This window comes from Herbaspirillum sp. (assembly GCF_017744395.1).
In the GTDB taxonomy this organism is placed as follows: domain Bacteria; phylum Pseudomonadota; class Gammaproteobacteria; order Burkholderiales; family Burkholderiaceae_D; genus Herbaspirillum.
On the sequence record NZ_JAGIBI010000006.1, the window covers coordinates 1 to 13,451 of the forward strand.

The window sequence follows — 13,451 nt, forward strand, 5'->3', positions numbered from 1 at the left end:
GCTTCGCTCCGGCGTCCTTTCTGATCCATTTTTCCTCTCGCTCCAGCGGCTGGTCAGAAGCGGACTGTGGAGACAGCTCGCCTTCGGCATCGCGGTGCTTGCTTCTCGCCTGCGGCATCGGTGTTTTTGATCGCTATCGCATCTACCGTCGTCCTGACGAAAGTCAGGACCCAGCGTCGTTCCGCGCCCCTCTCAATCAGATTTCGCGTATCCTCACCGCTCTCCCGCAATTGGACTTCACATGACCTCTCCCCGCATCTACATGGCCGGCCCCGACGTCTTCCAGCGCGACTACGCGCAGCACAAGGCGCGCATCAAGCAATGGTGCGCCGAGCTTGGCCTGACGGCGCTGTGCCCGGGCGATGATGAGGTAACAGGAGCGAGCAAGGCGGAAGTCTCGCGCGGTATTTTCGACATCAACATGGCGCTGATCGATTCAGCCGATTACGTGGTGGCGAACGTGGCCAATTTCCGTGGCCATGAGCCGGATTCGGGGACGGTGTTCGAGATCGGTTATGCCGTCGGCCGCGGCAAGAAGGTGTGGTGTTACAACACGCCGCAGGACGATCTGCTGAGCCAGATACCGCATGCCGAACCCGGCTATTGCCGCGACGGCATGCTGATCGAGGACTTCGGCTTGCCGCGCAACCTGATGTTGGCGCATGCCTGCGAACTGGTGCATGGCGACTTGCGCGCTTGCCTGGCGCTGGTGGCGCGCTGGCATGGCGGGGTGCGCTGAGTCTTATTGCAGCGGTACCCGTCCCAGCAAATAGAACTCGTCGTTGGGCCGCATGCTGGTGACGTTGGCCAGGCGATTCGACATGCCGAAGAAGGCCGCGATGGCGGCGATGTCCCAAGCCTCTTCCTCTCCGAAGCCGTGCTGTTTCAGCACGGCGAAGTCCTCGTCGTTGACCGCCCAGGCGCTGGCGGAAACCTTCATGGCGAAGTCCAGCATGGCCTTTTGCCGGTCCGTGATGTCGGCCTTGCGGTAGTTGATCGCGACCTGGTCGGCGAGCAGCGGGTCCTTGGCGCGGATGCGCAGGATCGCGCCGTGGGCGACCACGCAATACTGGCATTGGTTGGCGTTGCTGGTGGCGACCACGATCATTTCCCGTTCGGCCTTGGTCAGCTTGCCGGGCTTGTCCATCAGCGCGTCGTGGTAGGCGAAGAAGGCGCGGAATTCGTCGGGGCGGTGGGCCAGCACCAGGAAGACGTTGGGGATGAAGCCGGATTTTTCCTGCACGGCCAGGATGCGCGCGCGGATGTCTTCGGGCAGGTCTTTCAGTTCGGGAATGGGGAAGCGGCCAATCGCTGGCTGGGGCATGGTGGTCTCCTTTCGATGTCTTTGGGCCGGGCGTGCAATGCGTCCGATGCCTGCCAACTTACCACTTTTGGCGCGCGGCAAGTGTCGCCGGATTGACGGTGGGGCATTCTCCTTTTGCCATTTCTTTTTGGAAATAAAAATATTCTAAGATATATCTTGATTTTGCTATTTCTAAGATATATCTTAGTTGCATCGATCGATAAGGGCTTTGCGCCGGCCCACATGTACAGGCGTGACACTACGTTGCTCCGGGCCAGGCGCCCGGGGAACCTACAAGCGAAAAGGAAACACCATGTTCAGACATTTGTTTGCACGTGCCGGCCACGGCCCCAAGCATCACCGTTTCGACCGCCCGCACCACGGCGGGGGCGGCATGTTCGACGAACGCGGCCCGCGCGGCCGTGAAGGCGGCGGCCGCGGGGCGCGCATGTTCGAGCAGGGGGCGTTGCGTATCGTGATGCTGCACCTGCTGCAGGAAAAGCCGCGCCACGGCTATGAAATCATCAAGGCCATCGAACAGCTGGTCGGCGGCGACTACAGCCCGAGCCCGGGCGTGGTCTATCCCACGCTGACGCTGCTGGAGGAAATGGGCTTTGCCACGGTGGAGGCGGAGGAGGGCGGCAAGAAGCTGTACCGCGTCACCGCCGAAGGCGAGGCCGACCTGCGGGAAAACGCCGCCTTGCTGCAGCAGGTGCTGCGCAAGTTCGAGATCCGCCGCCAGGAGCGCCCGGATGCCGATTCGCCCGAGCTGCGCCGCGCGGTGCAGAACTTCCGCATGGCGCTGCACACGCGCCTGGCCAAGGGCGCCTTGAGCAAGGAAGAACTGCATGCGGTGATCGATATCATCGACAAGGCCGCGGTGGCGGTTGAACGGGTTTGAAGACCGATATCAGGGAAAGGAAATACGATGAAAGAACATCGCTACCGCATCACGCTGGAACACCTGGCCACCGCGTCGGAAGGCCAGGAGCGGCACGCGCCGCTGAGTTTTGAGGCCGGCAACCACGACGACATCTTCGCCATCGTCGGCAAGATCCGCGGCAACGGCCAGTTCGATGCCGAGACCAGCGCGCAACTGGCAGTGGGCTTGAAGCTGTTTTCGGAAGTCATGCTGAAGAACCGCAAGCATCCATTGTTCGAAGAGGTCCAGCCGGCCATCCGCGACTTCATCGGCAAGCTGAAGTCGCAGGGCCGTCCGGCCTGAGTTTCTTCCTGTGCCTCAGCCGTTGGCCGGGGCGATCATCTCCGCATAGTCGTACAGCGCGCCGAGGATGTCCTGGGTGCGCTCGTCGTCGGCCTGTTCTTGCAGCGCGTCGATCTGCTCGAACAACTGGGCCACGGTGCGGGCGCCGCCCTTGCCTTCGAACAGGCGCGCCGCGCGGTGCTCTTCCCAATGTTGCGCTTCTTCGGCGCTGAGCGTGTCGGGGAAGTTGCGCGCGCGGTAGCGGAACAGGATTTCGTTGAGGCGCGCATCGTCGAAGGAAACGCTGGCGCGCGCCAGTTCCTGCGGCGGCAGGGCGCGCAATTGCGTCAGTTGGCGGCGGTCGCCGTTGCCGATGAAGCCGCCGTAGAGGTCTTCGTCGACATCAGGCGTACCCTCGCTGTCGCGCTGGAAGACGCCGCGCCACAGCGCCGACAGGTCGGGCAGGGCGGCGGCGATGTCGGCATTGCGCAGCGCGGCTTCGGTATCGATGCCCAGTTCGGCAGCGCGCGCGGCTGACAGTGTCTTGAGGCTGCCGACCACCATCGGCGACTTGTTCAGATGGATGCTCTTGATCGGCAGGCGGGTAACGCCTTCGGGCAAGGCATCGGCCTTGCTGAACATGCGCTCGCGCACGACGGCCGCGTCCAGCGTCGCCAGTTCGGCCGGGTCGTGCGACAAGTCCCAGGCGATCACTTCGTTCTTGTTGGTCGGATGCATGCCCAGCGGCCACATCAGCGCCAGGCAGCCGCGCGCCGCCGGGAACATGCCGGAGACGTGCAGGAACGGCTTGTTCTGCGGCAGGCCGATCTCGGCCGCGGCCTTTTCCTTCTTGTGCAGCGCCAGCGCGAAGTCGAACAGGCGCGGGTTCTTTTCGCGGATCAGGCGCGCCAGCGCGATGGTGGCGCGCACGTCGGAGAGCGCGTCGTGCGCCGCTTCATGCAGCAGGCCGTTGGCCTTGGAAAGATGTTCCAGCTTGAAGCTGACGTTGCCGTCTTCCTTGGTCGGCCAGACGATGCCGTCCGGGCGCAGCGCGTAGCACAGGCGCACCACGTCCAGCAGGTCCCAGCGGCCGCAGCCGTTCTGCCACTCGCGGGCATAGGGATCGATCAGGTTGCGCCAGAACATGAAGCGCGTGACTTCGTCGTCGAAGCGGATGGTGTTGTAGCCCACGCCGATGGTGCCGGGTTCGGCCAGTGCGCGTTCGATTTGCGCGGCGAATTCGTGCTCGGGCAGGCCGCGCTCCAGGCAAACCTGCGGCGTGATGCCGGTGATCAGGCAGGAGACCGGGTCGGGCAGGAAGTCCGGCGCCGGCTTGCAGTAGATCATGATCGGCTCGCCGACCTCGTTGAGCTCGGCATCGGTGCGCACGGCGGCGAACTGCGCCGGACGGTCGCGGCGCGGGACCGCGCCGAAGGTTTCGTAGTCGTGCCAGAGGAAGGTGTGGTTGGACATCGCGGCATCTGTCAAAAGTTGATCGCGCGATTATAGAGCGTGTTGCGCGCCGGCCGCGCAGCGACGGCGCGGCAGTGTCCGGATTGCCGGTTTTTTCGAACAGAAAGGGGATTTATTGCAGCGGCAGCGGCGAAGTATCTCGCTTGAGCAGCTTGCGCAGCGTGTCCTGCAGGTTGCCTGCGCGCATCGGCGCCTGGCCGCCGGCGTATTTGACGTTGTCGATCACCCAGCCGCGCGCGTCGTGCGTGAGCACCACTTTGTCGGTCCATTTAGCCGGGGCCTGGAGCCTGGCGTCGCTGTAGGTCAGCTCGACCGTGCATTCGCTTTCGCGTTCTTGCATGTCGCACCGGACGACGCGGAAGGTGGAGGCGCCGCCGGGATTGGCGGTGAAGATGTCGCCCTCGACCAGCGGCGGCAGCGGAGCGGCGGCAGCGGCGGACTCTGCGGAGCGGGCCTCTTCGGCGACGGAGACATCCTTGAGCAGGTCGAACAGCGGCACCGACAGGAAATGGCGGAAGGTGATCAGCTGGTTCAGTGTGAGCGCGCCGGAGGGATGGGCTGTCTGGTGCATCTGGTAGAAATTGCCGACCAGTTCCTTGGCCTTGTTCTCGCTATTGCCCGTGCATGCGGCAAGCAAGAGGCTGGCTGCGACGATAACTGTTTTCCCGATCCGCTTCACGTTCCCGTTCTCCCCTTGTGCCGCCGCCCGCCGTAGGGGGCGGGAGCTGGCACGCATAGCCTTTTTGTCTTCTTTGGTCTTCTGTTGTTCCTGCGCCGGCGAGCGGCCCTGTCTGGGCGCGGTTGCCGCGGCTCGTGTCAAAACGACAAACATTCCAGCCGGCAAGCTTACGCTGGTTCGCGGCGGACAGAGGCGGAGAACACACCGCCAAAAAGCTGCCAATTCCCGACCTCCCGGCGACCCGGCGGGAAAATCGCGCCTGGGGCGTGAAGAGTGCCCTAGCCCCATATCGGCAGTTATTCGGCTTCCTTGATGGCGTCGGCCAGGGTATCGGTCAGGTATTCGCGCTGCGAGGATTGGTCGTTGCCGATGAATTCGATGTCGTCGATGCGCCAGCGGTTGTCTTCGCGCACCAGCAGGATCTTGTCGTTCCAGGCTTCCTCGGCGCCGTCTTTCTTGTACTGGAAGGCGACCTGGCAGGAGGCGCGCTGGCTGCGCTCCTGATCGCCGGTGTCGCAGGACTGCACCGAGAACGATGTGGCGCCTTCATACAGCGAGGTGAACAGGTCGCCTTCGATGATGGGCGGCGCCTGGCTGCCGGCCGTGGCATGGTAGCGGGCATCGGCCGTTTCGGCCTGGGCCAGCAAGGCGTACAGCGCCCGGCTTAGCAGCGGCTGGTATTGCCGGAGCTCGTCGGCCGGGGGCAGGCCGGGCGTGTTGGTCTTGAGGTGGATGCGGTAGAAAGCGCCGACGGCTTCGGCCTGCTGCTGTTCTTCACCGCTGAAGTTGTTGCAGCCACCCAAGCCCAGCGCCACGGCCAGCATGCAGGCGCCGGTGAGCAAGCGATGGCGGGTGTGGCTGGAGGTGAGGTTCGAACGGAGCAATCTGGTCATCCGGCTGTTCCTGGCGCGCTGGTCTGGTAGTGGCAATGTTGAGGCAGACAGTATCGGCGCCGGATTGCCGTTCTGGCAAGCGCGTAATCCTGTCGGCGGTTTTTAGTCAGGATTGACGCGCAATCGTTCCACCGTCTGCCGGCTGGTGGCCGGCGGCGGGAACGGCTTCTTATCCTCTTATGCGGATGCGGTCAGCAGCGAGAAGTGCTCGACTTGCGGCGGGCCGGCGAAGAACGGGCCGACGATGCCGCGCCATTCGGTGAAGGCCGGCGATTCGCGGAAGTCCACGGTGTGGTTTTCCAGCGTGGCCCAATGCACCATCAGGAGGTAGCGCTCGGGCGATTCCACGCCTTTTTGCACCTTGTGGCCGAGATATCCCTTGGCCTTGGCGATGGTCTGCGCCACGCCGCGCGTGATGGCTTCGTCGAATTCGGCCTGCTTGCCGGGTTGGATGCGGATGTCCGCCAGTTCCAGGATCATGTGGTCTCCATAGTCGGTTGGGGTGCGCCAGCGCCGGCCGTGGCAGCCGGGGCAGCGCCGGAAGATTATTGCATTTTCCGCAGGGCGGCGCGCTCAACAAAATTGACGCGGCCGGTGAATTCGCTTCACGCAATGTTTTGGGGCAAGCGCACGCACCGCTACCGGTTTTGTGCACCGGGATGCGGCAGCGGCTTGCGCCGTGCAAATCTTTTTGCATTTTTTATCGCGCCCGGCCTTGTAGCCAATTGTTATTTGAAGCGCCCCTCAATACACTAGCCGACGATCCAATAACCAATAACGAAAGGATATCCATGTCGGGCTCTTATTTTCCCCAATGGCGGCTGCGCAGCGGTACCCATGACGGCCAGGGGGCCGTGATCGCCGCCGATGAGCGGCTGCCCATGCCGCAGACCGTGGCCATGGGCGTGCAGCACGTGGTGGCGATGTTCGGCTCCACGGTGCTGGCGCCGCTGCTGATGGGGTTCGATCCCAACCTGGCGATCCTGATGTCGGGCGTGGGTACTCTGCTGTTCTTCCTGCTGGTGGGCGGCCGCGTGCCGAGCTACCTGGGCTCCAGCTTCGCCTTTATCGGCCTGGTGATCGCCGTGACCGGCTACGCCGGCTCCGGACCGAATGCCAACCTGGGCGTGGCGCTGGGCGGCATCATCGCCTGCGGCGCGGCGTACACCGTGATCGGCCTGCTGGTGGGCATGGTCGGTACGCGCTGGATCGAGAACCTGATGCCGCCGGTCGTGACCGGTTCGGTGGTGGCGGTGATCGGCCTGAACCTGGCGCCGATCGCGGTCAAGGGCGTCAGCGGCAGCAACTTCGATTCCTGGATGGCGCTGGCCACCGTACTGTGCGTGGGCTTCGTCGCGGTGTTTGCGCGCGGGATGCTGCAACGCCTGCTGATCCTGGCGGGCCTGCTGCTGGCTTATGTGATCTACGTGATCCTGGCCAACGGCGCCGGCCTGGGCAAGCCGATCGATTTCACCAGCGTCGCCAATGCCGCCTGGTTCGGCGTGCCGCATTTCGCTACGCCGGTGTTCCAGGGCAGCGCGATGGCGCTGCTGGCGCCGGTGGCCATCATCCTGGTGGCCGAGAACCTGGGCCACATCAAGGCGGTGTCGGCCATGACCGGCCAGAACCTGGACCGCTACATCGGCCGCGCCTTCGTTGGCGACGGCCTGGCGACGATGCTCTCGGGCAGCGTCGGCGGCACCGGCGTGACCACTTATGCGGAAAACATCGGCGTGATGGCGGTGACCAAGATCTACTCGACGCTGGTGTTCGTGGTCGCGGCGGCGATCGCCATCCTGCTGGGCTTCTCGCCCAAGTTCGGCGCGGTGATCCTGACCATCCCGGGGGCGGTGCTGGGCGGCGTGTCGATCGTGGTGTTCGGCCTGATCACCGTTTCCGGCGCGCGCATCTGGGTGGAGAACAAGGTCGATTTTTCCAACAACACCAACCTGATCGTGGCGGCAGTGACGCTGGTGTTGGGCGCGGGCGATTTCACCCTGAAGCTGGGCGGCTTCGCGCTGGGCGGCATCGGTACCGCCACTTTCGGCGCCATCATCCTGTACGCGCTGCTCAAGAAGCGCTGATGGGCAGGGCAAGGCGGGGTGGCGGATGCCCGCGCTTGCCGGAAATGAAAAGGGGCAAGGGCCGGTCAGGACGACCGGCCCTTGTCGCATCTGTCTTGTGCCTTTTTCAAGTTTGATGGCGAGTTTGGCAAGTATTTTGCCGCCTTCCCGGAGGCCGCTCACCGACACTGCCGACAGATAAAAGATTTCCGTTGAGCAATCCGTTTTTGCTGACTATACTTTGCGGCGTCGCGCTGCGGGATCACCATCAAACCGGAACAGGGGAGTGTGCCGGACGCGGGCGACATTGCACCACCCGAACCATCCGGACGAGACGCGCGCAGGGGCGCAAGCGTCCTGCCGGATACTGCGTTTTTCAAGGGGAATTCCAGTGAGCACCATCATCCGCCTGTCCGCACTGCTGTGCGCCGTCTTGCCTTTGCTGTCCGCATGCGACGCGTTCGCCGGCAAGAAGGATTACGCCTATTTCCGCCAGCACATCGACGAAGCCAAATCGGTGGCCGACCAGTGCGTCATGAACGGCACCTCGGGCATGAGCCTGGCGCAGATCAAGATCTGTGACGTGGCGCGCGAAGCCTACAACAACCGCAACCTCAATTACTGATCGCAGGCTGCCGGGAGCGGCGGCAGGCTCCGGCCTGTCACAAATCTGTCAAAGTCGGCTTGTAGAATGCCCCGACTTTCACGCCGCCCTGCCCAGCCATGCACAATCCGCCGGAAACGCCGCAAGCCTTGCACCTGCTCTACGAGCCCGCCGGTTTCATTTGCGCTTTCCGCTTCACGGACGGCCGTGCGCACCAGATGCAGTGGAACGAGGTGATCGACCACCACCCCGCGCCGGCGGAGTTCACCTGGCTGCATGTCAAGACGGCCGACGTGAAGATCCGGCAATGGATGGAGCATCACAGCGGCGTGCCCGGGCACATCACCGAATTCCTCCTCAGCAGCGATACCCATCCCGGCCTGCACATGTCGGCCGACAGCGTGCATGGCACGCTCACCGACATGAAGATGGAGATCGGCGACACCGGCACCGAAAAGGGCGCGCTGCATTTTTATCTCGACCATACCCGCCTGCTGACGCTGCGCACCCAGCCGCTGTGCTCGACCAACCTGCTGCGCCAGAAAGTGCTCGACGGCGCCGGCTTCGACAACACCATGGACTTGTTCGCCGAGCTGCTGCGCTGCCTGGCCGACGGCTTCAATGCGCGTCTCGACAGCCTCAACGACAAGGTGGACGACATCGAATTCTCGGTGCTGTCCGACCGCCGTCCGGAAGACCGCGCGGAACTCTCCGGCATCCGCCGCCAGCTGGCCGAACTGCGCCGCTTCATCGTGCCGGAGCGCCGCATCCTGAGCCAGTTCAACCGCCTGCGGCCGGCCTGGGTGCCGACCACGGCGCTGGAAGACCTGACCCATGCGCTGGATGAGCTCAATGAACTGCATTCGACCGTGGAAGCGGTCTACGAGCGCGCCAAGCTGCTGCAGGAAGAAATCGCGTCGCAGATGTCGGAACAGATGAACCGCAACCTGATGGCGCTGTCGATCCTGACCGCGCTGCTGATGCCGGCCACGCTGGTGTCGGGGATTTTCGGGATGAACGTGGCGGGTTTGCCGGGCCTGCATGACGAGGCCTCGTTCTGGATGGTGATGGCGGTGATGGTCGGCCTCGGCGTGGCGACCGTGGCCTTCCTCAAATGGCTGAAGATCTGGTGACCCGGGAGCCGGTTCTAGAAGTCCTGCGTCAGTCGCGTTCTTCCATGGCCTCTTCGCTCTCGCGGATCAGGCGGTCGATGTCGAGGTTGTCGACCGGTTCCACGCGCAGCGCCAGCGGGCGCCACAGCGAATACAGCCACAGCCCGATGGTGCACAGCGTGCCCAGGAACAGGGTGATGAAGGCCGACAGGAACAGCCCAATGAAGGGCGAGGCGAACAGGCCGTCATAGCCGATCAGGTGCTTGCCGTCCCAGGTGATGGTCTGCGCGCCGAACAGCGAGAGTACCCCCATCAGCACCGAAAACGGCACCAGTGAGAATGCGGTGCCGATGGCGATGAGCTTGTAGATGGTGCCCATCGACATGCGCTGTATCTTGATTTGCTCGAACATGAGCTGGTTCCCCCTCTTGCTTGCCCGGCCCTTATGGTCGCCGGTATGCCTGTGATGCGGGGCCGCGCGCCCCTGGAATCATTGCGCGGCCCGCGTGCCTGCCTGCTGCTTACTTGCCCCAGCTGTCCTTGAGCGTGACGGCGCGGTTGAACACCGGCTGGCCCGCGGTCGAATCGACGCGGTCGGCCACGAAATAGCCATGGCGTTCGAACTGGTAGATGTCGCCCGGCTTGGCGGCCTTGAGCGTCGGTTCCAGGTAGGCGGTGATCACTTCCTTGGAGTTCGGGTTCAGCGCGGCCAGGAAATCCTTGCCGCCGGCATCCGGATGCGGGTCGCTGAACAGGCGGTCGTACAGGCGTACTTCGGTGGCCAGCGCGTGCTCGGCGCTGACCCAGTGCAGGTTGCCCTTGACCTTGTAGTTCGAGCTGCCTTCGGTGCCGCTCTTGCTGTCTTCGAAGTAGTTGCAGTGCACGGCGATGACGTTGCCGTCCTCGTCCTTGTCGCAGCCGGTGCATTCGACCACGTAGCCGTAGCGCAAGCGGACCTTGTTGCCGGGGAACAGGCGGAAGTAGCCCTTGGTCGGCTCTTCCATGAAGTCCTCGCGCTCGATCCACAGTTCCTTGGTGATGGGGAAGTGGCGCTGTTCGGTGTCGTGCTGCGGATGGGCCGGCGGGTAGACCGGCGCGTTGCAGTCGATGCTCTGGCCTTCCGGGAAGTTGTCGATGATCAGCTTCAGCGGGCGCAGCACGGCCACGGCGCGCGGCGCCTTGGGGTCGAGGTCTTCGCGCAGCGCGCCTTCGAGGATGCTGAAGTCGATCCAGCTGTTGTTCTTGGAGGCGCCGGTGCGTTCGGACATCAGGCGGATCGCCTCGGGCGTATAGCCGCGGCGGCGCAGGCCGACGATGGTGGGCATGCGCGGGTCGTCCCAGCCGGAGACGATCTTCTCGTCCACCAGCTGGCGCAGCTTGCGCTTGCTGGTGATGATGTAGGTCAGGTTCAGGCGCGCGAATTCGTACTGGTGCGGCAGCGGGCGCTTGAAGAAGCCTTCCTCGGCCAGGCGGTCCAGCAGCCAGTCGTAGAACGGGCGCTGGTCTTCGAATTCCAGCGTGCAGATCGAATGCGAGATGTTTTCCAGCGCATCCTCGATCGGGTGCGCGAAGGTGTACATCGGGTACACGCGCCACTTGTCGCCGGTGTTGTGGTGGGTGGCGTGGCGGATGCGGTAGATGGCCGGATCGCGCAGGTTCATGTTGGGGCTGGCCATGTCGATCTTGGCGCGCAGGATCATGGAGCCGTCCGGGTGCTTGCCGTCGCGCATTTCCTCGAACAGGCGCAGCGATTCCTCGGGCGTGCGGTCGCGCCAGGGCGAGTTCTTGCCGGGTTCGGTCAGGGTGCCGCGGTTCTCGCGCATCTGCTCGGCGTTCTGTTCGTCGACATAGGCCAGGCCGCGGCGGATCAGCGCCTGCGCGGCGGCGTACATGGTGTCGAAGTAGTTGCTGGCGTAGTACAGGTGCTGCTTGCCGTCATGCTCCCACGAGAAGCCCAGCCACTTGACCGAGTCGAGGATGGTGTCGACGTATTCCTGCTCTTCCTTCTCCGGATTGGTGTCGTCGAAACGCATGTGGCAGCGACCGGCGTAGTCGGCGGCCAGGCCGAAGTTCAGGCAGATCGATTTGGCGTGGCCGATGTGCAGGTAGCCGTTGGGTTCGGGCGGAAAACGGGTGATCACCTGCGGCAGTGCCTGGCCTTCCTTGCCGCTGCGACCGGCGTAGGCGCCGGAAACCAGGTCGGCTTCGATGATGCCGCGCAGGAAATTGGTGGAAGGTGCCGGTGAATGTCCGTTTTTCAGTTCGTTGCTCATGGGATGAATCGGGAGAATGCCTATTTATGCGGATCAAGCATTTTACCGCAGCGCGCCAGCTTGCATTGGGCTTTGCGCACGGGCAGCGGCGAAAATTTGCCCGCTTCGGGCGCCGCTTCGAACAGGTCCTTACAAATGATACGGCTGAGAATTACCTGTCATCGGCGCCGGCTGGCAATCTGCCCGCATGGCCCGGCCGGTTGCCGGGCCCGTCCAGGAAAAGGAGAGGGCATCATGAAACGACTGATCAAATTGCTGGTGGCCGCAGGCGTGGCGGCGGCCACCTTGTCGGCCTGCGTGGTGGTGCCGGCCGGCCCGCCGCAACCGCATTACTACCGGCCGTACTACGGGCCGGGCTATTACTACGGGCGTTGACCGGCCGGGCGGGATGTTTGCCGGGAAATATCCGGCCGATTCCAGCATGATTGCCGATGGCGGCGGCCGTGTGCTCCGGTCGCCGCCATCGGCTTTTCATCGCCTGCCGGCGGCGTTTCGTCGCATGGCGCTGGCGCACAAGCGGCTATCGGGGGATATTGGAGATCCTGTCGATTTCAAGTGAGACCGCCATGTCGCTGACCGTCCTGAAAGCCATCCATTTGCTGGGGGCCGTGCTTTTCCTGGGAAACATCATCGTCACCGCCTTCTGGAAAACATTGGCCGACCGCACCGGCGAGCTGGCCGTGATCCGCTTCGCGGTGAAGGCGACCAATTGGGCGGACGTGGTTTTCACGCTGGGCGGCATCGTCCTGCTGGCGGCCGCGGGCCAGATGATGGCGCCGGCATTTGGCGGCGTCGCGGCCAATTCCTGGCTGAAAGGCGCGTACGCGCTGTTCGCCGCCACCGGCGTCCTGTGGCTGGCGGTACTGATTCCCGTGCAGTGGAAGCAGGCGCGCCTGCTCAATGCCTTGCCGGACGGCGCCGCGGTTCCCGCCGCTTATCGCAGGCTGGCGCTGGTGTGGGCGGCGGCGGGATCGGCGGCGACATTGATGCCGCTGGCGGCGGCCTGGCTGATGGTCGCCAAGCCGGCCTGAAGGCGTTCACATCTGCTTGAACAGGTGGGCGAACAGTCGGCTCACGGCCAGCTTTTCCGGGCGGTTGCGCAGCAGCAGCGAGAGCTTGCCGGCTTCGTCGCGCACCGCCGCCTGCACATGGCGCACCTGCACCACCGTTCCCCGATGGATTTGCCAGAACTGCTGCGCATCGAGCTGGGGGATCAGCTCGCGCAGGCTGGTGCGGATCAGCGCCTCGCCCTCGGCGGTCACGACATTGACGTACTTGTCGGTGGCCTCGAAGTACAGCACGTCATTGACCGGGATCAGGCGCACCTGGTTGCCGACCGCGGCGCGGATGATGTCCAGGCGCGGGACCGGCTGCGCCGGTTCGGCGTCGTGCGCGGCCAGCGCCCGCAGTTGCGCCAGCGCGCGCTCCAGGTGCTCATCGGCGCTGCCGGCGGCGCGCTGCTCCAGCAAGGACTTGAGGCGCTGCACGGTGGTCGCCAGGCGCGCGTCGTTGACCGGTTTGAGCAGGTAATCCACCGCGGCTTGCTCGAAGGCTTCCACCGCATGGTTGTCGTAGGCGGTGACGAACACGATCAGCGGGAACGGGCGCGCCGGCGGCCAGGCGTCGGCCAGTTCGCGCGCCACTTCCAGCCCGCTGCGGCCGGGCATGCGGATGTCCAGGAACAGCACGTCCGGCAGCCGCGCCAGCGCCTGTTCCAGCGCCGCGATGCCGTTGGCGGCCACCTGCGCCGTCCCCAGCTCCGGCCAGGTGCGCGCCAGTGCCTGCTGCAGCGCCGCGGCCAGCAGCGGTTCGTCTTCGGCGATGAGGGCGGTGATGGGCGGCATGGC

At 64.3% G+C, this 13,451-nt stretch carries 17 protein-coding genes; 9 read left to right on the forward strand and 8 right to left on the reverse strand.

Translation table 11 applies throughout. The annotated features are described in order from the left end of the window. Both J7548_RS14915 and J7548_RS14920 read left to right on the forward strand, forming a co-directional pair. Window positions 1-245 (forward strand): hypothetical protein (locus tag J7548_RS14915; protein WP_290975608.1); only part of this gene is annotated, 245 nt, incomplete at its 5' end. Next, window positions 242-739 carry a nucleoside 2-deoxyribosyltransferase gene (locus J7548_RS14920; RefSeq protein ID WP_290975611.1) on the forward strand — a complete coding sequence of 166 codons (498 nt, stop codon included), beginning with the start codon at window positions 242-244 and terminating at the stop codon, window positions 737-739. The genes J7548_RS14915 and J7548_RS14920, both read left to right, overlap by 4 nt. Window positions 740-742: 3 nt before the next feature. Here J7548_RS14920 and J7548_RS14925 read toward each other — a convergent pair whose 3' ends face one another. Continuing rightward, on the reverse strand, window positions 743-1,324 hold the full coding sequence (locus tag J7548_RS14925) for a peroxidase-related enzyme (protein ID WP_290975613.1): 582 nt from the start codon (window positions 1,322-1,324) through the stop codon (window positions 743-745). Window positions 1,325-1,616: 292 nt separating this feature from the next. Between J7548_RS14925 and J7548_RS14930 the strand changes: the two genes are divergently transcribed. Together J7548_RS14930 and J7548_RS14935 are read left to right on the forward strand one after the other, a co-directional pair. Beyond that, window positions 1,617-2,204: a PadR family transcriptional regulator gene (locus J7548_RS14930; protein WP_290975615.1), complete on the forward strand. Its 588-nt coding sequence runs from the start codon at window positions 1,617-1,619 to the stop codon at window positions 2,202-2,204. A 27-nt stretch (window positions 2,205-2,231) separates the two neighbouring features. After that, window positions 2,232-2,528 (forward strand): DUF3861 domain-containing protein, encoded by a 297-nt coding sequence (locus tag J7548_RS14935; protein ID WP_290975617.1) that lies wholly within the window; start codon window positions 2,232-2,234, stop codon window positions 2,526-2,528. 15 nt (window positions 2,529-2,543) lie between these two features. On the opposite strand, the gene sbcB is transcribed toward J7548_RS14935, so the two are convergent. The 4 genes from sbcB to J7548_RS14955 all read right to left on the reverse strand — a co-directional run bounded on the left by sbcB (window position 2,544) and on the right by J7548_RS14955 (window position 6,032). Beyond that, window positions 2,544-3,980, reverse strand: a complete 1,437-nt coding sequence (gene sbcB, locus J7548_RS14940) for an exodeoxyribonuclease I (RefSeq protein WP_290975619.1) — start codon at window positions 3,978-3,980, stop codon at window positions 2,544-2,546. 112 nt (window positions 3,981-4,092) lie between these two features. Then, window positions 4,093-4,617 carry a hypothetical protein gene (locus tag J7548_RS14945; protein WP_290975622.1) on the reverse strand — a complete coding sequence of 175 codons (525 nt, stop codon included), beginning with the start codon at window positions 4,615-4,617 and terminating at the stop codon, window positions 4,093-4,095. Window positions 4,618-4,955: 338 nt separating this feature from the next. Then, window positions 4,956-5,552, reverse strand: a complete 597-nt coding sequence (locus J7548_RS14950) for a DUF3828 domain-containing protein (protein WP_290975625.1) — start codon at window positions 5,550-5,552, stop codon at window positions 4,956-4,958. Window positions 5,553-5,729: 177 nt separating this feature from the next. Continuing rightward, on the reverse strand, window positions 5,730-6,032 hold the full coding sequence (locus J7548_RS14955) for an antibiotic biosynthesis monooxygenase (protein ID WP_290975627.1): 303 nt from the start codon (window positions 6,030-6,032) through the stop codon (window positions 5,730-5,732). A 311-nt stretch (window positions 6,033-6,343) separates the two neighbouring features. On the opposite strand from J7548_RS14955, the gene J7548_RS14960 reads away from it, so the two are divergent. The 3 genes from J7548_RS14960 (at window position 6,344) to J7548_RS14970 (ending at window position 9,352) form a co-directional block, all read left to right on the forward strand. Continuing rightward, window positions 6,344-7,636, forward strand: coding sequence for a solute carrier family 23 protein (locus tag J7548_RS14960; RefSeq protein WP_290975630.1), 1,293 nt, complete (start codon window positions 6,344-6,346; stop codon window positions 7,634-7,636). A 370-nt stretch (window positions 7,637-8,006) separates the two neighbouring features. Continuing rightward, complete coding sequence (locus tag J7548_RS14965; protein ID WP_290975632.1) at window positions 8,007-8,240, forward strand: hypothetical protein; 234 nt, start codon at window positions 8,007-8,009, stop codon at window positions 8,238-8,240. A 98-nt stretch (window positions 8,241-8,338) separates the two neighbouring features. After that, window positions 8,339-9,352 (forward strand): transporter, encoded by a 1,014-nt coding sequence (locus J7548_RS14970; RefSeq protein WP_290975634.1) that lies wholly within the window; start codon window positions 8,339-8,341, stop codon window positions 9,350-9,352. A 28-nt stretch (window positions 9,353-9,380) separates the two neighbouring features. On the opposite strand, the gene J7548_RS14975 is transcribed toward J7548_RS14970, so the two are convergent. Next, on the reverse strand, window positions 9,381-9,743 hold the full coding sequence (locus J7548_RS14975; RefSeq protein WP_290975636.1) for a hypothetical protein: 363 nt from the start codon (window positions 9,741-9,743) through the stop codon (window positions 9,381-9,383). A gap of 109 nt (window positions 9,744-9,852) precedes the next feature. Then, a complete protein-coding gene (locus tag J7548_RS14980; protein WP_290975638.1) occupies window positions 9,853-11,604 on the reverse strand; it encodes a glutamine--tRNA ligase/YqeY domain fusion protein in 1,752 nt (583 codons plus the stop codon). A 234-nt stretch (window positions 11,605-11,838) separates the two neighbouring features. Here J7548_RS14980 and J7548_RS14985 point away from each other — a divergent pair, with 234 nt between their 5' ends. Further along, window positions 11,839-11,979, forward strand: coding sequence for a hypothetical protein (locus J7548_RS14985; RefSeq protein WP_290975641.1), 141 nt, complete (start codon window positions 11,839-11,841; stop codon window positions 11,977-11,979). Between the two features lie 191 nt (window positions 11,980-12,170). Continuing rightward, window positions 12,171-12,635, forward strand: coding sequence for a DUF2269 family protein (locus J7548_RS14990; RefSeq protein ID WP_290975644.1), 465 nt, complete (start codon window positions 12,171-12,173; stop codon window positions 12,633-12,635). A gap of 6 nt (window positions 12,636-12,641) precedes the next feature. Here the strand turns inward: J7548_RS14990 and J7548_RS14995 are convergent, their stop codons facing one another. Further along, window positions 12,642-13,448 carry a LytTR family DNA-binding domain-containing protein gene (locus J7548_RS14995; protein ID WP_290975647.1) on the reverse strand — a complete coding sequence of 269 codons (807 nt, stop codon included), beginning with the start codon at window positions 13,446-13,448 and terminating at the stop codon, window positions 12,642-12,644. Window positions 13,449-13,451: the final 3 nt, after the last annotated feature.

Excerpts from the sequence above, each read along its gene's own strand:
- J7548_RS14920 (WP_290975611.1), top strand. The coding sequence starts at position 242 with ATGACCTCTCCCCGCATCTACATGGCCGGCCCCGACGTCTTCCAGCGC.
- J7548_RS14925 (WP_290975613.1), bottom strand. The coding sequence starts at position 1,324 with ATGCCCCAGCCAGCGATTGGCCGCTTCCCCATTCCCGAACTGAAAGAC.
- J7548_RS14930 (WP_290975615.1), top strand. The coding sequence starts at position 1,617 with ATGTTCAGACATTTGTTTGCACGTGCCGGCCACGGCCCCAAGCATCAC.
- J7548_RS14935 (WP_290975617.1), top strand. The coding sequence starts at position 2,232 with ATGAAAGAACATCGCTACCGCATCACGCTGGAACACCTGGCCACCGCG.
- sbcB (WP_290975619.1), bottom strand. The coding sequence starts at position 3,980 with ATGTCCAACCACACCTTCCTCTGGCACGACTACGAAACCTTCGGCGCG.
- J7548_RS14950 (WP_290975625.1), bottom strand. The coding sequence starts at position 5,552 with ATGACCAGATTGCTCCGTTCGAACCTCACCTCCAGCCACACCCGCCAT.
- J7548_RS14955 (WP_290975627.1), bottom strand. The coding sequence starts at position 6,032 with ATGATCCTGGAACTGGCGGACATCCGCATCCAACCCGGCAAGCAGGCC.
- J7548_RS14960 (WP_290975630.1), top strand. The coding sequence starts at position 6,344 with ATGTCGGGCTCTTATTTTCCCCAATGGCGGCTGCGCAGCGGTACCCAT.
- J7548_RS14970 (WP_290975634.1), top strand. The coding sequence starts at position 8,339 with ATGCACAATCCGCCGGAAACGCCGCAAGCCTTGCACCTGCTCTACGAG.
- J7548_RS14975 (WP_290975636.1), bottom strand. The coding sequence starts at position 9,743 with ATGTTCGAGCAAATCAAGATACAGCGCATGTCGATGGGCACCATCTAC.
- J7548_RS14980 (WP_290975638.1), bottom strand. The coding sequence starts at position 11,604 with ATGAGCAACGAACTGAAAAACGGACATTCACCGGCACCTTCCACCAAT.
- J7548_RS14985 (WP_290975641.1), top strand. The coding sequence starts at position 11,839 with ATGAAACGACTGATCAAATTGCTGGTGGCCGCAGGCGTGGCGGCGGCC.
- J7548_RS14990 (WP_290975644.1), top strand. The coding sequence starts at position 12,171 with ATGTCGCTGACCGTCCTGAAAGCCATCCATTTGCTGGGGGCCGTGCTT.
- J7548_RS14995 (WP_290975647.1), bottom strand. The coding sequence starts at position 13,448 with ATGCCGCCCATCACCGCCCTCATCGCCGAAGACGAACCGCTGCTGGCC.